The organism is Synechococcus sp. WH 7805, from assembly GCF_000153285.1.
In the GTDB taxonomy this organism is placed as follows: Bacteria; Cyanobacteriota; Cyanobacteriia; order PCC-6307; family Cyanobiaceae; genus Synechococcus_C.
In genome coordinates this window covers 42,949-62,959 of record NZ_CH724168.1, presented here as the reverse complement: position 1 = coordinate 62,959, position 20,011 = coordinate 42,949, and the positions used below count along the sequence as shown (strand labels likewise).

The 20,011-nt window shown below is 60.0% G+C and carries 20 protein-coding genes; 11 read left to right on the top strand and 9 right to left on the bottom strand.

Annotation, left to right across the window (positions count from 1 at the left end; translation table 11 throughout):
* Positions 1-336: 336 nt before the first annotated feature.
* On the bottom strand, positions 337-570 hold the full coding sequence (locus WH7805_RS00345; RefSeq protein ID WP_006040891.1) for a hypothetical protein: 234 nt from the start codon (positions 568-570) through the stop codon (positions 337-339).
* Positions 571-1,127: 557 nt separating this feature from the next.
* On the opposite strand from WH7805_RS00345, the gene WH7805_RS00340 reads away from it, so the two are divergent.
* The 5 genes from WH7805_RS00340 (at position 1,128) to katG (ending at position 6,372) form a co-directional block, all read left to right on the top strand.
* Positions 1,128-1,397, top strand: a complete 270-nt coding sequence (locus tag WH7805_RS00340; RefSeq protein WP_038004782.1) for a hypothetical protein — start codon at positions 1,128-1,130, stop codon at positions 1,395-1,397.
* 80 nt (positions 1,398-1,477) lie between these two features.
* Positions 1,478-2,044, top strand: coding sequence for a hypothetical protein (locus WH7805_RS00335; RefSeq protein WP_006040888.1), 567 nt, complete (start codon positions 1,478-1,480; stop codon positions 2,042-2,044).
* The gene (locus WH7805_RS00330) at positions 2,013-2,882 is read left to right on the top strand and encodes a PfkB family carbohydrate kinase (RefSeq protein ID WP_050751971.1); all 870 of its coding nucleotides are present in this window, start codon (positions 2,013-2,015) and stop codon (positions 2,880-2,882) included. The genes WH7805_RS00335 and WH7805_RS00330 overlap by 32 nt, the downstream gene beginning before the upstream one ends.
* 33 nt (positions 2,883-2,915) lie before the next feature.
* Complete coding sequence (locus WH7805_RS00325; protein ID WP_232198900.1) at positions 2,916-4,136, top strand: amidase family protein; 1,221 nt, start codon at positions 2,916-2,918, stop codon at positions 4,134-4,136.
* A 40-nt stretch (positions 4,137-4,176) separates the two neighbouring features.
* Positions 4,177-6,372, top strand: coding sequence for a catalase/peroxidase HPI (gene katG, locus WH7805_RS00320; RefSeq protein WP_006040885.1), 2,196 nt, complete (start codon positions 4,177-4,179; stop codon positions 6,370-6,372).
* Here the strand turns inward: katG and WH7805_RS00315 are convergent.
* From WH7805_RS00315 to psbA (WH7805_RS00305), 3 genes are all read right to left on the bottom strand, one after another.
* On the bottom strand, positions 6,361-6,849 hold the full coding sequence (locus WH7805_RS00315; RefSeq protein ID WP_038004779.1) for an HIT family protein: 489 nt from the start codon (positions 6,847-6,849) through the stop codon (positions 6,361-6,363). The two genes, katG and WH7805_RS00315, sit on opposite strands and share 12 nt — an antisense overlap.
* A gap of 183 nt (positions 6,850-7,032) precedes the next feature.
* Complete coding sequence (locus tag WH7805_RS00310) at positions 7,033-8,073, bottom strand: FUSC family protein (protein ID WP_006040882.1); 1,041 nt, start codon at positions 8,071-8,073, stop codon at positions 7,033-7,035.
* Positions 8,074-8,200: 127 nt separating this feature from the next.
* Positions 8,201-9,280, bottom strand: coding sequence for a photosystem II q(b) protein (gene psbA / locus WH7805_RS00305; protein WP_006040880.1), 1,080 nt, complete (start codon positions 9,278-9,280; stop codon positions 8,201-8,203).
* A 152-nt stretch (positions 9,281-9,432) separates the two neighbouring features.
* Here psbA (WH7805_RS00305) and WH7805_RS00300 point away from each other — a divergent pair, with 152 nt between their 5' ends.
* Entirely contained in the window at positions 9,433-10,506 is a 1,074-nt protein-coding gene (locus tag WH7805_RS00300; RefSeq protein ID WP_038004112.1) for a metallophosphoesterase, read from the top strand.
* A gap of 95 nt (positions 10,507-10,601) precedes the next feature.
* Here WH7805_RS00300 and psbA (WH7805_RS00295) read toward each other — a convergent pair whose 3' ends face one another.
* Positions 10,602-11,681: a photosystem II q(b) protein gene (gene psbA, locus WH7805_RS00295; protein ID WP_006040880.1), complete on the bottom strand. Its 1,080-nt coding sequence runs from the start codon at positions 11,679-11,681 to the stop codon at positions 10,602-10,604.
* A 267-nt stretch (positions 11,682-11,948) separates the two neighbouring features.
* On the opposite strand from psbA (WH7805_RS00295), the gene gap reads away from it, so the two are divergent.
* The gene (gene gap, locus WH7805_RS00290; RefSeq protein WP_006040878.1) at positions 11,949-12,953 is read left to right on the top strand and encodes a type I glyceraldehyde-3-phosphate dehydrogenase; all 1,005 of its coding nucleotides are present in this window, start codon (positions 11,949-11,951) and stop codon (positions 12,951-12,953) included.
* A 90-nt stretch (positions 12,954-13,043) separates the two neighbouring features.
* Here gap and psbA (WH7805_RS00285) read toward each other — a convergent pair whose 3' ends face one another.
* Positions 13,044-14,120, bottom strand: a complete 1,077-nt coding sequence (gene psbA / locus WH7805_RS00285) for a photosystem II q(b) protein (protein ID WP_006040877.1) — start codon at positions 14,118-14,120, stop codon at positions 13,044-13,046.
* Between the two features lie 166 nt (positions 14,121-14,286).
* Positions 14,287-15,645, bottom strand: a complete 1,359-nt coding sequence (locus tag WH7805_RS00280; RefSeq protein ID WP_006040876.1) for a YcjF family protein — start codon at positions 15,643-15,645, stop codon at positions 14,287-14,289.
* Positions 15,646-15,798: 153 nt separating this feature from the next.
* On the opposite strand from WH7805_RS00280, the gene WH7805_RS00275 reads away from it, so the two are divergent.
* The 4 genes from WH7805_RS00275 (at position 15,799) to WH7805_RS00260 (ending at position 19,280) form a co-directional block, all read left to right on the top strand.
* A complete protein-coding gene (locus WH7805_RS00275; RefSeq protein ID WP_006040875.1) occupies positions 15,799-16,704 on the top strand; it encodes a cation diffusion facilitator family transporter in 906 nt (301 codons plus the stop codon).
* Between the two features lie 80 nt (positions 16,705-16,784).
* Positions 16,785-17,318, top strand: a complete 534-nt coding sequence (locus tag WH7805_RS00270; protein WP_006040874.1) for a hypothetical protein — start codon at positions 16,785-16,787, stop codon at positions 17,316-17,318.
* Between the two features lie 3 nt (positions 17,319-17,321).
* A complete protein-coding gene (gene trpS / locus WH7805_RS00265) occupies positions 17,322-18,335 on the top strand; it encodes a tryptophan--tRNA ligase (protein ID WP_006040873.1) in 1,014 nt (337 codons plus the stop codon).
* A gap of 219 nt (positions 18,336-18,554) precedes the next feature.
* A complete protein-coding gene (locus WH7805_RS00260) occupies positions 18,555-19,280 on the top strand; it encodes a glycoside hydrolase family 104 protein (RefSeq protein ID WP_006040872.1) in 726 nt (241 codons plus the stop codon).
* Here the strand turns inward: WH7805_RS00260 and WH7805_RS00255 are convergent, their stop codons facing one another.
* Both WH7805_RS00255 and WH7805_RS00250 read right to left on the bottom strand, forming a co-directional pair.
* Positions 19,281-19,676, bottom strand: a complete 396-nt coding sequence (locus WH7805_RS00255; RefSeq protein WP_006040871.1) for a DUF2752 domain-containing protein — start codon at positions 19,674-19,676, stop codon at positions 19,281-19,283.
* Positions 19,673-19,990 (bottom strand): DUF2605 domain-containing protein, encoded by a 318-nt coding sequence (locus WH7805_RS00250; RefSeq protein ID WP_006040870.1) that lies wholly within the window; start codon positions 19,988-19,990, stop codon positions 19,673-19,675. Before WH7805_RS00250 ends, WH7805_RS00255 begins: the two co-directional genes overlap by 4 nt.
* Positions 19,991-20,011 lie beyond the last annotated feature (21 nt).

Here is a 20,011-nt window from a genome sequence, read left to right as displayed (position 1 = left end):
AGGCGACGGCACGCATCCGCAACGTATCCGTAACGCCACTGCATTTAACACGAGACTCATCAGCGCACAATCGTTTTGCATAGAAGAAATGAACTGAAGCCTGGCTGACGGCCCACTACTGCCCCGCCACATAGCACGTTCCCCTACGGGATACGGCTCAGCTGCCGCTGCCCAATGCAGACCAGCCGTGCCCGTCTCCGTATCGGCCCATAAGTAGGTGATTTACCCCTGGCAAGCGTGTATCGCTATGAACCACACTGAAGTGAGCGCAGTCAGAAGTCCGGACGGCACTGCGCCTCTTGGGGAGGCCCTGGGAATGCCCTCCCCTTTTTGATCTCAGCGTTGGCGTTTAAAGGTGTAGCAGCCCCCGTGGTAGCCGGTGAAGGGCTGGGCATAAGTCACCAGCTCCCACTCCTGGGAACCAAGCTCATTCATCAGATCTACCAGACTCACCTGTTGTGGTTGGTTCCTGGAGATCAGTTGCTTGTCGTCCAACCAAAGCTCTTCAATTTCACCTGTCCAGCTTTTGCCGCGTGGAACAAAACGGAGCTGCGTGTATTCCCAGGCCATCAACGCTTATGTAGACGGTGAATATTAAATCTAGATCTAGCGTCAGCACCTAGTAATTAAACCTCAGCTGCAGAAGTTGAGCCCATCGCCCAAGGCGTGGCGAGGGACCAGGCCTTGCACTTACGGATGAGCTGCATTCCAGGCGGCAGAAGCCGCTGCTTTAGATGACAAGACCCCAGCACCTGGCATTGAGCCAGGGATACGTACCTAAAGCTGCTGCAACTCGAGCAAGTCTGCGCCCCCTTGAAGCTCTCCAGATCACGGTCATCCACGAATGGCCATTCCTCCACGCTTCCTTCGCTGATAGTACCTTTGTATTAGCACGCTAAGTCCTGAGTGCCAGCGCTGCAACCACGCATTGCCCTCATCACCCCCTGTTGATCGATCAAAATCAGATAACAAAGCAAGTGACAACGCGAGTAACTAAAAGCAAACTCCAGCAAATCCATGCAGGCACAGACGCTCAAGGACGACTGCGCTGCAATCGATTCCAACTCTTCTCATCTATGTCTTAGACGCGAGAGTGCATTATGGTTGAGGGCTGTCAGATCAGAGGCATGCCTCGCAAGCGCCGCAAGCTCAGCAAGGAGATGGAGGCTGATATCAAAGCCGCCCAGAAAAAGGTTGAATTCATCTCCGCGATGATTCGGGATATCCGAGAAGAAGACATCCAGAACGAGTACGCGGAAGCGTTTTCTCGCGTGCACATGGCCAGCACCCACCTAGCCCAGCTCTATGAAACCGAAGGTTTCACAGAAGAAAGTGAGGGAACGCTTGCCCTCTACAAAGGGTTGCTGGCCCACTTCGAGGAGGAGTACGAACTCTGAGCGACAGAAAAGAGCGTTCAAAGTCATGCTGCCGCGTCCAGAACCCGGTACAACCGAGTTGATTGCATTGAACGGCTGCCATGACCGAGCGCGGTGACACGCGAACGCGTACGAACGATCCCCGCTGGTTCGAACTGCTCATGGCCAGTCGCTGGCCTCTGGCTGTGGTGCTGGCGGCCTGGGCCGTGGCCATCGCTGCCGTGCAGATTCTGAGAAAACCGATCCCCATCGGTCTGCCCCTCAGTCAGCCTCTGCCGGTGAAGCTCGTCGGTGGAGTGAGCGTGGAGCAGTTCAAAACCCCAGTGCGCGTCAAGAGCGAAGGGGCACTGTCTGTGGAGGCAGCCAAGGTTCTTCCAGTGAGCGGAAGCGTCAAAATTCCAGATGGAGTTGCTTTAAGCCGGCCGATCCAAGTGGACACCAGCACGCCGCTGGAGGTCAACAGTGATGTGAACGTGGCCTCCCCCATTGTCGTCTCTGAGGTCTCCAACCCAGTTTCAATTCGGGCGGTTGATGGGGAAACGCTTCAGGTGAGCACTCCCGATGGGGAGACGCTCAACATCATCGGCGGAGTCAAGGTGAACTCCGTGGGCGGCAAGATCAATGTCCGCCTTCGGGATGCAGCCCAGTCCATCCTGCCCGTCCCTTAACCCTGTGGCTTTGAGCGACCTGCCAGACCTGTCCGCATTGAACCTGGCCGTGATCGGCCATCAGGAATGGGTCACCTTTCTGGAGGTGGATTGCCTCCCCCAGCCCGGCCGAATCAGCCGGGCCTGCCGATCCCTCGAGGAACCGGCGGGCGCCGGTGCGGTGGTGGCTGTTCAGCTGGCACGTCTCACCGGAAGACGAGTGCTGTTTTTCACCGCACTCGGCAGCGATGCGATCGGACATCGCAGTGAACAACGGCTCAGGCAGCTGGGGGTGGAGCCAGTCATCGCCTGGCGTGACACTCCGAGCCGACGTGGCATCAGCCTGATGGATCCAGGCGGCGACCGTGCCATCACCGTGATCGGAGATCGACTCACCCCCTGCGCGCAGGATGCCCTCGGCTGGGAACGACTCGCGGACTGCGATGGCGTGTTCGTATCAGCGACCGATGCCGCTGGCCTGCGCCTTGCCCGCACCGCCAAGGTGCTGACAGCAACGCCAAGATTGCGTCTGCCTGTGCTTCGGGAAGCATCGGTTCCACTCGATGCCTTGATCGGCAGTGGCCTTGATCCCGGCGAACAGCTTCCCGAGGGAACCCCTGATCCCGCCCCCATGCTGCGAATCACCACGGAAGGTGCCGATGGAGGCCTCCTGATGCCTGGAGGTCGCTACGCGCCGGAGCCCCTCCCTGGGCCCATGGTCGAGTCCTACGGCTGCGGTGACAGCTTCGCCGCAGGGGTCACCGCTGGACTCGCCGCTGGCTGGGAGGTCGGCGATGCCGTCCGTCTCGGCGCCCGCTGCGGTGCTGCCTGCGCCACGCGCTTCGGCCCCTATGGCTAAAACTGTCGGTCCGCAATCCCACGCTGTTCGAGGTTGCCTTCGGCCCATGTGATGCAAGATGACACCATCTGGATTCGCCGGCTGCAGATGACCGGAAGCAAGAGAGGTCCACTCCAGGGCCACACCTTCGCAGCCAAAGATCTGTTCGATCTCAAAGGAGAACGGCGAGGCTGCGGCAACCCCCATTGGCGAAAACGACAATCCCCAAGCCTCAGCAACGCAACCGCGGTTCAACAACTGCTTGATGCGGGCGCAATCTGCACAGGCAGCACCACCATGGATGAGTTTGCCTTCGGTCTCAGCGGGGAGAGTCCCTGGACCGGGAGCCCACCCAACAGTGCCAACCCTGGGTGCATCACCGGTGGCTCAAGCAGCGGCAGCGCTGCCGCTGTAGCCAGGGGTGATGTGGACTTGGCACTGGGCACCGACACCGGTGGATCGATTCGCGTGCCGGCCAGCTGGTGCGGTCTGCTGGGTTGGCGACCAAGCCATGGTGCGGTGTCCGTTCAAGGGCTGCAGCCGCTAGCACCAAGCCTCGATACAACGGGTCTGTTCAGTCGTGACCCGCAGGTGCTGCTAGCGGCAGCCGAGGTGCTGCTTTCTTCGAACAAACAGCGCCAATCCGCTGAGGCTCCTGCGCCAACAAGGCTGTACTGGATCCCTGAACTTTGGACGGATCTCGAACACCCCGTCCGCTCGGCCTTGATCAAAAGCTCTGAACAACTCAGCCAAACAATCCACTGCGAGATCGAAGCGCTCCCCCTCGCGACCTTCGGTCTGAAGAATCCGCAGCAGCTCCAGAATCTGTTTCAGACGATCCAATGGGATGAGATAGCGGCCACATTCGCAGCACTGCCTAACGATCTGCCCTTGGGACCGGTGTTGGAACGCAACCTCGCGATGGTGCGGAACCGGTCCAAGGGTGCACAGGAGCAGGTGATTCAACACCGCCAGCAAGTCCGCGACACTCTGGCCACGGTGCTGGGTGATCACGGGCTGCTCGCACAGCCGATCACACCATGCACAGCCCCAGCGATCGGCAGCTTTTCCCTGGATCGTGGTGCGGGCTCGCTGGTGGGACAACTCATCCTGCTCAATGCCTTGGCTGGCCTAAGCGGGGCTCCTGAACTCAGCATTCCCACTGGGGGAATGGACAACAAGCCGCTTGGTCTTGGGCTGATCGCCTCTCCAGGACGCGACCGACTGCTGCTTCAGACCCTGGAGATGTGCGCTAGATCGCTGGCGGCCATCTGAGCTGATGGATAAGGTCCAAAAGTGGATGTAGACGCTTTCGATGTCAGATCTGAAATGCCCATTCAGTGGTCACACGGGAGCCGTTACACCTGCGGGGAGAACAGATAACAGCGATTGGTGGCCCAATCAGATCGACCTCGGGATCCTGCATCAACATCACCCGGCCTCCAATCCGCTGGGCGACGATTTCGATTACCCCTCAGCATTTACCGCACTTGATTACAGCGCCCTGAAGGCTGATCTTCAGGCCCTGATGACCGATTCCCAGGACTGGTGGCCCGCCGACTGGGGTCATTACGGAGCACTGTTCATCCGTCTGGCTTGGCACAGCGCAGGCACCTATCGCACGGGCGATGGTCGCGGCGGAGCAGGCCACGGCAACCAGCGCTTTGCCCCCCTCAACAGCTGGCCTGACAACACCAACCTCGACAAGGCCCGGCGGCTGCTGTGGCCAGTCAAACGCAAGTACGGCAACGCCATCTCCTGGGCTGACTTGATCATCCTGTCGGGCAATGTGGCCCTGGAATCCATGGGCTTCCGCACCTTCGGCTTCGCCGGCGGCCGTGTGGATATTTGGCAACCGGAAGAGGATGTGTTCTGGGGGACGGAAACCGGTTGGCTCAGCGATGAGCGGCACAACGAAAAGGGAGAGCTCGAGCAACCCCTTGCAGCCGTTCAGATGGGGCTCATCTATGTGAATCCTGAGGGTCCTGGTGGCGAACCCGATCCTGTGGCGTCAGGTCGCGACGTGCGTGAAACCTTTGCCCGCATGGGCATGACCGTGGAGGAAACGGTGGCCCTGGTGGCTGGTGGTCACACGTTCGGCAAGTGCCACGGTGCAGCTCCAGACAGCAACCTGGGCGCCGAGCCGGAAGGTGCTGCTCTCCATGAGCAGGGCCTTGGATGGCGAAACAGCTACGAAACGGGCAAAGGAGAACACACCATCAGCAGTGGCATCGAAGGCGCTTGGAAACCGAACCCCACCCGCTGGGATCAGGGCTATTTCCAGATGATGTTCACCTATGACTGGGAACTCACCAAGAGCCCAGCCGGCGCTTGGCAATGGACGGCCAAGGATGTGAAGCCCGAGCACATGGTCCCCGATGCCCATGTGGCCGGGAAGTCGTCAGCACCGATCATGACCACCGCTGATCTATCGCTCAGGCACGACGCGATCATGGAGCCGGTGGCCCGGCGCTTCTATCAGGACCAGGAGGCCTTCGCCGATGCGTTTGCCCGGGCCTGGTTCAAACTCACCCATCGCGATCTCGGTCCCCGTGCTCTTTACCTCGGCCAGGAGGTTCCCGAGGAGGTGCAGATCTGGCAAGACCCGATTCCTGACGTCAACCATGCGCTGATCGATGACGCTGACATCAGCAACCTCAAGCAGCAGATCCTGGCCAGTGGCCAAAGCATGTCCGCCCTCGTGGCAACAGCCTGGGCCTCAGCATCCACATTCCGCGGCTCCGATCGCCGCGGGGGTGCCAACGGAGGTCGCATCCGGCTCTTGCCCCAACGCACCTGGGAGGTGAACGAGCCCGAGCAGCTGAATGGAGTTCTCGCGGCCCTGGAGACGATTCAGTCCGAGTTCAACAGCAGCCGCACCGATGGCAAGTCGGTATCCATTGCCGATCTGGTTGTACTGGGAGGGTGTGCCGCCGTGGAGAAGGCTGCCGCTGATGGCGGCCAATCGGTCATGGTGCCGTTCAGCCCCGGTCGCACCGATGCCGGCCCGGAGCAGACCGACACCGCCTCCTTCAATGTGCTCAAGCCCTTGGCGGACGGCTTCCGCAACTGGAAACGCAGCGGCCTTCCCCTGCGGGCCGAGGAGTTGCTCATTGATCAAGCCCAGCTGCTCACGCTCAGCGCCCCTGAAATGACCGTGCTGCTGGCGGGTCTTCGCGTGCTGGGCGCCAACACCGGCGGCAACCGGCAAGGCGTGTTCACAACGAATGTCGGCGTACTCAGCAATGACTTCTGCGTGAACCTGCTGGACATGACAACCCGCTGGACACCGACCAACGAAGCCCAGGATGCGTATGTCGGTCACGACAGTGCAAGCGGAGCCGAACGCTGGAGCGCCAGCCGCGCCGATTTGGTGTTCGGATCCAACAGCCAGCTTCGCGCCATTGTTGAGGTGTACGCCCAGAACGACGGCAGCAGCCGCTTTGTGGCCGACTTCGTCAAAGCCTGGGTGAAGGTGATGGAGCTGGACCGCTTCGATCTACACGGCTGAGGCCATCAGGCTGAGGGCCTGGTGGCGTGCATCCTGAATCCAGGCATCAACCTCGGAATCAGCCGCCGCTAAGCGGCGCTTGTCTTTCACATCCCGATAGAGGTCTGCAACGGCCCACGCTTCCGTCTCGGGGATGCCGCTGGAACGCGGGATGAGGTGCAGATGGAGATGGCGCGCTCCCTCCCCGAAGGCAATGGCGTACACGCGTTCGCAACCGCTGGTTTGCTTTACCAGGAGCGAGGCACGTTGCACGATGAGGCCCCATTCCGCCGCTTCAACAGCACTGAAATCAAGAGGACCTCTGCAGTGGCGTCGGGCATCGAGCAGACACCAACCTGCGAGGGGACTGGGATGGGGATGGTGACGCAGCAACCAATGCTCACTTCTCCAGATCTCCATGGGTTCGAGCTGAGGTGAGTTCTGATGGAGCACACAGATCCCACAGGTTGGTTCTGTGGGGAGAGAAGCAGGGGGCATGAGGGCATCACCTGAAAATTGAGCCTGACGAATCAGCCAAAAGCAAGGCAACAAGAAGCCCCCCTTTCGGCGGGGGCTTTCCGATTCAACGGAAGCTGAATCTCTTGAAGACTTCAGCCTCAGCCGATGGCGGGAGCTCACAGAGCCACAGGAGTGGACTCAGCATCAGCCACGTCGATCCATTCATGATTCACTGGCACGAGGATCAATCCAAACTGCCATCAGCACGATCGCGGAGGCGATGGTGGTGTCAAGCATGCGGTTCCAGAGCGTATCGATCACAGGATCTCCCACTAGGGCAAAGGCGGCGATGATCCAGATGGTCACACCGACCACCGCTGCGGCGTAGTGCACCCAGACGTAGGCGATCAGGATCCCCGCTCCTAGCAGTGAGAGCGGTAACCAATGCGCTCCTTGTGGCCCGATCCACCGCACCACCAGTGCAATGAAACCCAGCCCTAAAAGAGTGCCGAGCAAACGATGCAGAACACGCTGACAGGTGCTGTTCAACTGAGCTCTGCTCATCCAAGCCACCGACATGGGCAACCAGTACTGATGAGGCAAGCCTGTCGATTCCGAAATAGCTGTAGCCACCATCAGAGTGATGGCCAACCGAATGCCATGCCGTACGTGCGCGTCTGATGTACGAAAGGTCCTTAGATGTCTCCAGATTGGTGGAATGCAGAGGCGCTCATGCTTCACCTGTTGGAAAGCACGAACCACTGAGCAGACGAGGGTTTGGATCACCCCCCCCAGCAGAATCAGCCCCATGTCTTGCAGGGCCGGAACAATGGGCCCGGGGTAGCCCACGTAAATCGTGAACACCACCAACGTGAGCAGACTGGTGACAGCCGTTCGCTTGTCGCGGCTTGCTGCAGAGGCGCAGATGAAGCCCATGGCTCCACTGGCGAAAACGGCCAGTGGCGTGTTTTCGCCAATAGCGGCGCCGAATCCAGCGGCGACCATGAGCCAGGTGGTGGTCCAAGCCATGGTGCGCCAGGGATGGTCGCGTCCTTGACCGGTTTCTGCAATAGCCGTGAACACCGACCCAAGGGTGAGTGGCAACAAGGCCCTGGGAGCGTTCAAGGTCAGGGCGATCCAGCCGAGCAGCGTGGTGATGCCAGCTCCGCGCATCGCATCAGTCCAGGCTGCATGCGCAGGACGGGAAAAATCCAGAAGTGAGGACAAGTTCCAGGGACCGTGACCGCTTGTAGATGGATCCATCGTTGCGACACGGTCTTGTTGGCATCGTGGCGATGCGTCCGTCGCTTCACAACCAAAAGCCCCCACCGTGAGGTGAGGGCTTTCCGATTCAACTGACGCTGAATCTTTGGGTTAAGAGACTTCAGCCTCAGCCGATGGCAGGTGCTTGCAGAGCCACAGGAGTGGACTCAGCAGCAGCCAGGTCGAGGGGGAAGTTGTGAGCGTTGCGCTCGTGCATCACTTCCATGCCGAGGTTGGCGCGGTTCAGCACATCAGCCCAGGTGTTCAGGACGCGGCCCTGACCATCAAGGATGGACTGGTTGAAGTTGAAACCGTTCAGGTTGAAAGCCATGGTGCTGACGCCCAGGGCAGTGAACCAGATGCCGACCACAGGCCAGGCAGCCAGGAAGAAGTGAAGGCTGCGGCTGTTGTTGAAGGAGGCGTATTGGAAGATCAGGCGACCGAAGTAACCGTGGGCAGCCACGATGTTGTAGGTCTCTTCCTCTTGGCCGAACTTGTAGCCGTAGTTCTGGGACTCGCTCTCGGTGGTTTCACGCACCAGGGAGGAGGTCACCAGTGAACCGTGCATGGCGGAGAACAGGGAGCCACCGAACACACCTGCGACGCCCATCATGTGGAAGGGGTGCATCAGGATGTTGTGCTCTGCCTGGAACACCAGCATGAAGTTGAAGGTGCCGGAGATGCCGAGGGGCATGCCGTCAGAGAAGGAACCCTGACCGAAGGGGTACACCAGGAACACGGCGGAGGCAGCAGCCACAGGTGCGCTGTAAGCAACGCAGATCCAGGGGCGCATGCCGAGGCGGTAGGAAAGTTCCCACTCGCGACCCATGTAGCAGAAGATGCCGATCAGGAAGTGGAAGACAACCAGCTGGTAAGGACCGCCGTTGTACAGCCACTCATCGAGAGAAGCAGCTTCCCAGATGGGATAGAAGTGCAGGCCGATGGCGTTCGAGGAAGGAACAACAGCACCAGAGATGATGTTGTTTCCGTAGATCAGGGAGCCGGCGACGGGCTCACGGATGCCGTCGATGTCGACGGGGGGCGCTGCGATGAAGGCAACGATGAAGCAGGTGGTGGCAGCCAGCAGGGTGGGGATCATCAGCACACCGAACCAGCCCACATACAGGCGGTTGTTGGTGGAGGTGACCCACTCGCAGAAGGACTGCCAGCCATTGGCGCCGGAGCGCTGCTGAATGGTGGTGGTCATGAGTACGGGGGAGAAAGCGTCAGGGAAAACCCGTCGGCGGTAAAGAAAGTCGGTTAACCGACCTTCACAATGTAAAGGAAGTTTGCTGCTCGACAACCAACTTCACACTGAAAACCCCTGACCATCGCTCATTTCAGGCATAAGCTCGGCTGATGAAACAGCCCGGACGGCGAGAATTTCTACGGCTCATGGCCGCCGCCGCGTCAGGCTCAGCCTTGGAGGTCCTGCTGAAGAAGGTGGCTGCGCAACCTCTCGCTTCAGGACAGAACAGAAACTTCCAGACACCAAACAAGCCTTTAAGGATCGGGCTGATCAGCGATCTAAACAGCTCCTACGGCAGCACCAGCTATGGGCCCACCGTTGAACGGGGAGTGAACCTTCTGTTGCAGCAGAAGCCTGACCTGGTGATTTGTGCCGGTGACATGGTCGCGGGCCAGAAGACGTCGCTGACCGACCGCCAGCTCGCAGCGATGTGGGAGGGCTTTGAGACCTTTGTGCGACGGCCTCTAGAGACAGCCGGCATTCCACTTTTGCCGGCGATGGGAAATCACGACGCATCAAGCCAGCAATCTCAGGGCCGCTGGATCTATGCACGGGAGCGTCAGCAGGCCTCTCGGTTCTGGAGCAAGCATCAAGATGCGGTGCCATCAGGACTGACGGAAGCGGACATCTTCCCGTTCCAGTACGCCTGGCATGGACCTGGTCTTTTCCTCGTTGTGATGGATGCCTCATCTTCAACGGTGAGCAGCGCTCAGCGGCAATGGCTCACCCGCACGTTGAACGCACCGCAGCGTCAGCAGGATGACCTTTGCCTTGTTGTGGGCCACCTCCCCTTAACGGCCTTCAGCCAGGGCCGCGCACGCGCTGGCGAATGCATTCACGACGCCGCTTCGCTGGCCGCTGAACTGCGCCAAGCCGATGTGGATCTTGTGATCTCAGGTCATCACCATGCCTGGTATCCCGCCGAAGCACTGGGTTTGCGGCTGCTGAGCCTCGGTGCAATGGGCAGTGGTCCCCGGCGACTACTCGGCAGCAGCAGCGCCTCACCGGCGTCTCTCACCCTGCTGGATTGGTCAGCCGCCGATCAATCGATCTCCGAGAGAACGCTGAACCTCAACAGCTTCTCTGAGATGCAGACAGACCAGCTTCCAACAACCATTGTCGCGCCTGGTTTTGCTGAAACACGTCGACGCCACACCCAGTGGCAGCGTCCTCAACGCGGTTAAGTCGTTCAATACCAACACGCAACAAAAAGCCCCCTCTCGCGAGGGGGCTTTCCGATTCAACCGAAGCTGAATCTTTGAGTTAAGAGACTTCAGCCTCAGCCGATGGCGGGAGCTTGCAGAGCCACAGGAGTGGACTCAGCAGCAGCCAGGTCGAGGGGGAAGTTGTGAGCGTTGCGCTCGTGCATCACTTCCATGCCGAGGTTGGCGCGGTTCAGCACATCAGCCCAGGTGTTCAGGACGCGGCCCTGACCATCAAGGATGGACTGGTTGAAGTTGAAACCGTTCAGGTTGAAAGCCATGGTGCTGACGCCCAGGGCAGTGAACCAGATGCCGACCACAGGCCAGGCAGCCAGGAAGAAGTGAAGGCTGCGGCTGTTGTTGAAGGAGGCGTATTGGAAGATCAGGCGACCGAAGTAACCGTGGGCAGCCACGATGTTGTAGGTCTCTTCCTCTTGGCCGAACTTGTAGCCGTAGTTCTGGGACTCGCTCTCGGTGGTTTCACGCACCAGGGAGGAGGTCACCAGTGAACCGTGCATGGCGGAGAACAGGGAGCCACCGAACACACCTGCGACGCCCATCATGTGGAAGGGGTGCATCAGGATGTTGTGCTCTGCCTGGAACACCAGCATGAAGTTGAAGGTGCCGGAGATGCCGAGGGGCATGCCGTCAGAGAAGGAACCCTGACCGAAGGGGTACACCAGGAACACGGCGGAGGCAGCAGCCACAGGTGCGCTGTAAGCAACGCAGATCCAGGGGCGCATGCCGAGGCGGTAGGAAAGTTCCCACTCGCGACCCATGTAGCAGAAGATGCCGATCAGGAAGTGGAAGACAACCAGCTGGTAAGGACCGCCGTTGTACAGCCACTCATCGAGAGAAGCAGCTTCCCAGATGGGATAGAAGTGCAGGCCGATGGCGTTCGAGGAAGGAACAACAGCACCAGAGATGATGTTGTTTCCGTAGATCAGGGAGCCGGCGACGGGCTCACGGATGCCGTCGATGTCGACGGGGGGCGCTGCGATGAAGGCAACGATGAAGCAGGTGGTGGCAGCCAGCAGGGTGGGGATCATCAGCACACCGAACCAGCCCACATACAGGCGGTTGTTGGTGGAGGTGACCCACTCGCAGAAGGACTGCCAGCCATTGGCGCCGGAGCGCTGCTGAATGGTGGTGGTCATGAGTACGGGGGAGAAAGCGTCAGGGAAAACCCGTCGGCGGTAAAGAAAGTCGGTTAACCGACCTTCACAATGTAAAGGGACTTTGCGCTTCCACAACCAAAGACACTGGCTGCGCACAACGAGGATTGGTGATGGCTTTGATAAGTCCAGCTGATCCTTGATTCAGAAGGCTGCACACGATGCGACCTGTGCGGATCCCCGCAAGGGCAGCGTTCAAGAGCGCATGAGCTCTCTATAAGCCGGAAAGGATCTGCTTTCCATCGCTCAATGGCCATCCGCATCGGCATCAATGGATTTGGCCGCATTGGCCGGCTCGCCTTTCGTCAGGCCATGACCTGCCCGGATGTGGAGGTAGTGGGAATCAATGATCTGATCGAGGTCGACTACCTGGCCTACCTGCTGCGTTACGACTCCACCCATCGTCAGTTTCAAGGCGACATCCGCGTGGAGGACGGAGCGCTTGTTGTGAACGACCAACCGATCCGGATCACCGCTGAAAGAGATCCCAGTCAGCTTCGCTGGGGCGAGATCGGCGCGGATTACGTACTCGAGAGCACGGGCTTTTTTCTCACTGCCCCGTTGGCCCAGGCTCACCTGGATGCCGGCGCCCGTCGCGTGGTGATGAGTGCTCCATCCAAGGACGACACCCCGATGTTCGTGATGGGTGTGAATCACACCAGCTACGCCGGGCAGGCGATTGTCTCGAACGCCAGCTGCACAACCAACTGTCTGGCCCCTCTGGCCAAGGTGGTGCACGACAACTTCGGGATCGTCAGCGGTCTGATGACCACAGTGCACGCCACAACGGCAACGCAGAAACCAGTGGACAGTCCCTCCCTGAAGGACTGGCGTGGAGGACGGGGAGCGGGGCAAAGCATTATTCCCAGCTCCACGGGAGCGGCAAAAGCCGTAGGCCGCGTCATTCCTGAACTGAACGGCAAGCTCACCGGCATGGCCTTCCGGGTCCCCACTCCTGATGTCTCCGTGGTCGATCTCACAGTGAATCTGGACCGTCCAACCAGCTACGAGAATCTGAAGCAGACGATCAAACAGGCCTCGCAGAATGGTCTTTCGGGCATCCTTGGCTACACGGAAGATCCAATCGTCTCCAATGATCTGCTGGGAGAAAGCTGCACGTCGGTGTTCGACGCGGGAGCAGGGATGGCTCTCAATGACCGCTTCATGAAACTGGTGGCTTGGTACGACAACGAATGGGCCTACAGCTGCAAGTGCATCGATTTAATGAGGCACATGGCAACACATCAGTCCTGAACGTTTGAACCCAAAACAAAAGCCCCCACCGTGAGGTGAGGGCTTTCCGATTCAACTGACGCTGAATCTTTGGGTTAAGAGACTTCAGCCTCAGCCGATGGCAGGTGCTTGCAGAGCCACAGGAGTGGACTCAGCAGCAGCCAGGTCGAGGGGGAAGTTGTGAGCGTTGCGCTCGTGCATCACTTCCATGCCGAGGTTGGCGCGGTTCAGCACATCAGCCCAGGTGTTGAGAACCCGGCCCTGACCATCCAGAACAGACTGGTTGAAGTTGAAACCGTTCAGGTTGAACGCCATGGTGCTGACGCCCATGGAGGTGAACCAGATGCCGACCACAGGCCAGGCAGCCAGGAAGAAGTGAAGGCTGCGGCTGTTGTTGAAGGAGGCGTATTGGAAGATCAGGCGACCGAAGTAACCGTGGGCAGCCACGATGTTGTAGGTCTCTTCCTCTTGGCCGAACTTGTAGCCGTAGTTCTGGGACTCGCTCTCGGTGGTTTCACGCACCAGGGAGGAGGTCACCAGGGAGCCGTGCATGGCGGAGAACAGGGAGCCACCGAACACACCTGCGACGCCCATCATGTGGAAGGGGTGCATCAGGATGTTGTGCTCTGCCTGGAACACCAGCATGAAGTTGAAGGTGCCGGAGATGCCGAGGGGCATGCCGTCAGAGAAGGAACCCTGACCGAAGGGGTACACCAGGAACACGGCGAAGGCAGCAGACAGCGGAGCGCTGTAAGCAACGCAGATCCAGGGGCGCATGCCGAGGCGGTAGGAGAGCTCCCACTGGCGACCCATGTAGGCGGAAATACCGATCAGGAAGTGGAAGACCACCAGCTGATAAGGACCGCCGTTGTACAGCCACTCATCAAGAGAAGCAGCTTCCCAGATGGGATAGAAGTGCAGGCCGATGGCGTTCGAGGAAGGAACAACAGCACCGGAGATGATGTTGTTTCCGTAGATCAGGGAGCCGGCGACGGGCTCACGGATGCCGTCGATATCGACAGCTGGCGCTGCGATGAAGGCAACGATGAAGCAGGTGGTGGCTGCGAGCAGACAGGGAATCATCAGTACACCGAACCAGCCCACATAGATGCGGTTATTGGTGTCGGTGACCCACTGACAGAAGCTTTCCCAGCTGCCGCGGCGACCGCTGCGAATTGCAGTAGCCATGAATCAAATGAGTACGGGAATGAATCCAAACGCTCAAATTGAAGGCCTGGATTCAGAATTAAGAGTATGGAATTGTCGATCAATAACCACCACTTCACATCATTCGAGTCATCTCGCAGCATTAATTCATAGCAGCTTCATGAATACTTCATGAATTAATGCAAAGTCAGGCGGCGCTCCAGTCGCTCCTCGCTCGGATCCAGTCGCGGGCCTGGTCTGCGAAAGCACGCAGATCGAGTCGTTCCCGGTCAGCGGCGCGGGCCACCAGCAACGGCGCCTGACGCTTGAGCTCTTCGAGGTCGGGCTCCGCAACGCCAGCATTGAGAGCCATCCAGTCCGCCATCGACGCTCCCACCACGCGGGTGAGATAGGCAGCGCTCAATGCCTGAACCGCGCCAGCCGCGAGCCAGCTCGCACCATCCAGCTTGGCCAGACCGAGCAGCGCCTGGCCGCTCCATTCCACAACGCCCTGGGCGAGAGCGGCACCCCCGAGCTGACGCACCACAGCCTGCAGGACGTCCTGACTCCAAGGGCAATTCCAGATTGCTGCCATCTCCTTCACCATCAGGCCATTGCCAACCACAACAGCCAGGAGGTCGACACTGGGAAGCGGCGACGCAGCCACCACACCGGCCACGATCCACTGGCTTTGCTGAAGCAGGGCACGAAACCGTTCGCGGCGAAACCCTTCCAGATCGGCCTGCCAGCAGCGGTGCAGGTCCCGAAGCAGTCGCTGACGGGTGATGTCTCGAACAGACTTTGGCTCATCAAGCTGACGACGAACGGGCTGGAGCACACTCCTGAGCGTCTCGGCCGTCCCGTTCCATGGAAGCAGCGATTGGTGCCAACGCTCCGGAAGCTGACAGTTCAGGGCCTGGATCTGCTCAGACCTGGACGACTCCGACTCGAGCAGCAACCACACGGGACGATCGACAGGCAGCTGCTCCAGCCAGAGCAGATCAGCCGCGCGCAGGGGCAGGGGCAGAACATGCAGAAGAACATCGAGCTGCTGCAGATCAGCTGGCCAGCGCCAGGACGTCCCAACAACAGGAAGAGGCCTTCCGATGCAGAGGTCGAGGTTGCGAACACCCGCCAGGGCGACCTGCAAACGCTCCGTCGACGGTAAAGGTGTGCCGTCTGTGGCTACCACCCCAAGACTGAGCGGCTCGTCGAAGTCCAGTAAGCGCTCGAGCTCGGCGGCTCTGGGCTTGCACAGATCGTTGAACCCGAGGACGGTCTCCAGTTCAGCGAACTGACGAAGAACATCGTTGCAACGCTGAATCCAGCCCTTGAGTGATTCGGGTTCCTGAAAAACAGGAGGCTTCACCGGACGGGACAGCCACCAAAGGCCGGCTCCAGCCGCCAGAACGCCGAAACCTCCTCCTGGGATGTGAGCGACGTCGGTGAGCAACCAGTGCCCAGCGGTGAGCACACCTGCGGAAACAGCCAGCCGACCTGCCAATCGGGGGGACAGAGACCAACCGGAAACGACCAGGTTGCGGATCGATTGCACCGGAAACTGCACGACGGGCCCACACACCCGGCTTTCCTAGCTCACCTCGATGCTTACGGCACCCGCTGATGGCCAGCCTGAAATCGTGCAGCGGGCAATCCGACCCTTCCTGACGGCCAGGACAAAGGTCTCTCCATATGGTTGAGAGGTCATCATCAGCCTTCCATGGCCAGCGATCGCAGAAACGAGGTGAAGCGGGTGCTGATGGTGGCCTTGACCATCAACCTCAGCATGACCGCACTCAAGCTTGCGGTGGGATTGGCCAGCGGATCCCTGGCGGTGATCGCGGACGCCATGCACAGTGCGACAGATGCTCTGTCAAGCCTGCTGGCGCTGATCACCAACAGCCTCTCTGACCCGAGGCCCGATCGCGACCATCCCTACGGACACGACAAATATGAGGGGATCGGAGCCCTGGCGATCGCCGGATTCATCTTCTTTACCGCGATCGAGATCCTGATCACGGGTGGCCAGCGCATTCTGGATGGACTTCCCCAGCTGAGGATTGATTGGCCCGAACTCCTGTTGCTTCTCGTTGTGCTGGTGCTGAACGTCGTGCTGGCCCGTTATGAGCGTCGACAAGGACGAAAGCTGAACAGTCAGCTGCTTCTGGCCGATGCCAATCACACCACCAGCGACATCTGGACCACGGTGATTGTGCTGGTGGGACTGACTGGTGCCTGGATCTTCAAAGTGAACTGGCTGGATCTCATTCTGGCCGTGCCCTTGGCCGTGATCCTGATCCGCGTGTGCTGGCATGTTCTGAGGGACAACCTGCCCTGGTTGGTTGATCACATCGCCATTGCCCCCGAAGCAATTCATGCGCAGGCCATGGGAGTTCCTGGAGTTTTGAATTGCCACGACATCGCCAGCCGCGGAGTCTTGGGACAGAGAGTCTTTATCGACATGCACATGGTGGTGGACGTGGATGACCTCGCGGCAGCCCATCGCATCACCGAGCAGGTCGAGGATCGACTGGAGACCCGGTTCGGACCGGTGCGCTGCACCATCCACTTGGAGCCGAGGGATTACGCGGAACAACAGATCACCTTTCGGGGTACCCACGGTTGAAACAGCTGACGAAGCTCCCCAGGACATTCCCTGGGCTGCGGTGATGCGTCACACTTGCGCCTGACTCCAGGCCCCAGGCCATGACTGATTCCTACAGCGATTCCCGCCAACAGGGCGGACCAGGTGAAGGCGGCCGCGAGGGCGGTCGTGGAGCCCGCGGCGGCCGCGGCCCCGGCAACCGAGAGGGTGGCGGCTTCAGGATCAGATTGAGCGACAACGAGATGCGATCCGCGCGGGCGCTCCAGGAAGCCCTGAATTTGCGCTCCACCGTGGCAGTGCTCGGATTTGCTGTCCGCACCCTTGGGCAGATGCTCGAGGATGGAAAGCTTGATGAGCTGGTGGCCCAGCAACGTGCCCAGGGGAACCGTGGCGGCGGTCGTCGTGATGACGAGCGGGGCGGTCGTCGTGGCGAGGGCCGGGGTGAAGGAGGTCGCAGCTCCAAGCCTGACCCGTTTGCACGACCCGCCAAGCCTCAGCCTCCTGCCCCGGAGCCCGAGCCTGAGCCCGAAACCAGCGCAGACGCTGATGTCGAACCTGCGTCTGCGGAGCCTGAAGCCGCAGGAACCGAACAACCTGCGGCCGAAGCGGCCCCGACCAGCGAGCCCGGAGCCTGATCGATGGGGAGGCCACGCGTTCTTTCTGGCGTCCAGCCAACCGGTGCCCTCCATCTAGGGAACTGGCTCGGAGCGATCCGAAACTGGGTGGATCTCCAGCACGACCACGACACGTTCTTTTGCGTGGTGGATCTCCATGCCGTGACCGTGCCCCACGATCCGAAACGCCTGGCGGAAGACACCCTCTCAACGGCGGCCCTCTACCTGGCCTGCGGGCTCGATCCTGAGCTCTGCACGATTTTTGTGCAGAGCCAGGTGCCTGCCCACAGCGAACTCTGCTGGCTGCTGAACTGCGTCACTCCTCTCAATTGGCTGGAACGCATGATCCAGTTCAAGGAGAAGGCTTTGAAACAGGGGGACAACGTGTCCGTAGGGCTCCTGGATTACCCAGTGCTCATGGCCGCTGACATCCTTCTCTATGACGCTGATCTTGTCCCCGTCGGAGAGGACCAGAAACAGCATCTTGAGCTCGCCCGTGACATTGCGCAGCAGCGCATCAATGCAAGGTTCGGAACCGAGGACGCACCGATCCTGAAGGTTCCCCAACCGCTCATCCTCAAGGACGGCGCTCGGGTGATGAGCCTCACCGACGGTCGCAGCAAGATGAGCAAAAGCGACCCGAATGAGGGAAGCCGCATCACCCTGCTCGACCCTCCGGACCAGATCACCAAGAAGATCAAGCGGGCCAAGACTGACCCGGAACGAGGCCTTGAATTCGGCAATCCTGAACGCCCAGAGACAGACAATCTGCTCGGGCTTTACGCCCTTCTAAGCGGCAGAGGGCGTGAGGCAGCAGCCGCGGAGTGCTCTGAGATGGGGTGGGGTCAATTCAAACCCCTTCTTGCAGAGGCCACGGTGGCGGCCCTCGATCCAATCCAAAAGCGCTACCACGAGCTGATGGAAGACCGTGCTCAGCTCCTCGCCGTACTGGAAACCGGCCGAGAGCGTGCTGGTGCCGTCGCGGATGCCAGCGCGCAAAGGGTTCGCGCAGCCCTCGGCTTTCTCAGAAGCAGCTGATCATTGGCAAAGGAACTAAAAAGTTTCACTAATACTTAATACATCCTGAGAGCCGCAGCGACCCGCCGGCGCCCTCTTACGGGGGATTGCCAGTCCAGAAGCAAGATCTCATGGGTCTCAGGCAAGCTCAGGCCTGAGTGTTTTTGCTCAGGCATACAGACTTCGTAGCGTCAAGGGCGACCCCGACCCACTCGCCAGAGCCCCTTCCCATTGACGAGGGTGGCGCTTCCAATCTTCTGGAGCGTTCCCGGCTTGCTGCGTCAAACCACCACGTTGATCCGCTCTTCCAAGACCTCCGGACCCAAGATCCTCGGCATTGGAGCCCTCAGCGTGGGTCTAATGATGACGTCGGGGACGGGCATCCAGGCCGAACGCTCCGAGGAGCGAGTGGATCAGGCTCAAACCGTGGCTGATGCTCTTCGTCGCCAAGAGCAGAAAGAGCGCACCGACGATCTAGAAGCCACTCCTTACACCATTACGCCGGAACGCAGGGCCCTGCTGAATACCATCCGCTACGCGGAAGGCACCTGGAAAGATGGCCGAGACCTCGGGTACCGCACCCTGTACGGCGGTGGGCTCTTTCAAGATCTGTCGCGTCATCCTGAACGTGTCGTGGTGAAGCGCTACTCCAGCGCTGCTGCCGGCGCTTACCAGTTCCTCCCCAGTACCTGGCAGGAAACAGCGCGCAAGCTCAAGCTCCCCAGCTTTGCTCCCAAGCATCAAGACCAAGCCGCTTTGCACCTGGTGAAAAAGCGCGGCGCCCTTCAGGAGGTCGACCGCAATGGGCTCACCAGGGCCGCCATGAACCGTCTGGCACCGGAATGGGCGTCTTTTCCCACCCATGCTGGACGCAGTGCCTATGGCCAACCCGTGAAGTCCCACTCCGAACTCTTGGCGTTTTACAGGAGCAATCTGAGCGAATTACGAAACGGAACCGAAAGCTGATCAAGCGGGCTGGGGAACATCCAAACCAAACCAAAGCCCCAGGCGCACGATCCAATACAAACCGAGTCCAGCGCCGAGAACGATGAGCAGGAGCCAGCGGGACGATCCCAGCCTGGGCAGCTCTCTCCCCATAACCGCCTGCCGCCATCCGACCCAACCCAGGCCCAAGACCAGGGGTGGGCCGAAGAGATGAAGCTCCAAGGCTTCTCCGAGATCACCGTGCAGCGTGGCCAGAGCCGAACGGGTGAGAAAGCAAGTGGGACAGGGAATCCCTGTGAGAGTGCGCAGAGGGCACCCTGGCAACAGCAGAGGCACGCCACGTGCGCGAAGAACGAGGGCAGCAAGCACTCCCAGGCTGAGCCAACCGCTGCGTCGATGGCCTGAAGCGCTCCTCATCGAGACGTTCTGGACACCTGAGCCGCCAGAGCCCAAACCTCCATCACCAGCTGGTGCCACGGAGCCATGGCATCCATCGACACGGCCATCGCCTCAGGACTGGCGCTCACGAGCGCTCGTGTTGCTTCGATGGCCCTGAGGCCCTCATCCAGCCGCGCCGCCATGGCCTCACGGTCCTTTCGATCCATCACAGCGTCCGGACAGACCCTCAGCAACTCTTCTCCCCGATGGAACCAGTGATTGAAATCCCTCAACAGTGAATCCAGGAGGGACTCCAGCAGAGCATCGGCTTCAGGATCCCGATCCGGCTTCATCAAAGGGTGCAGGCAGTATCC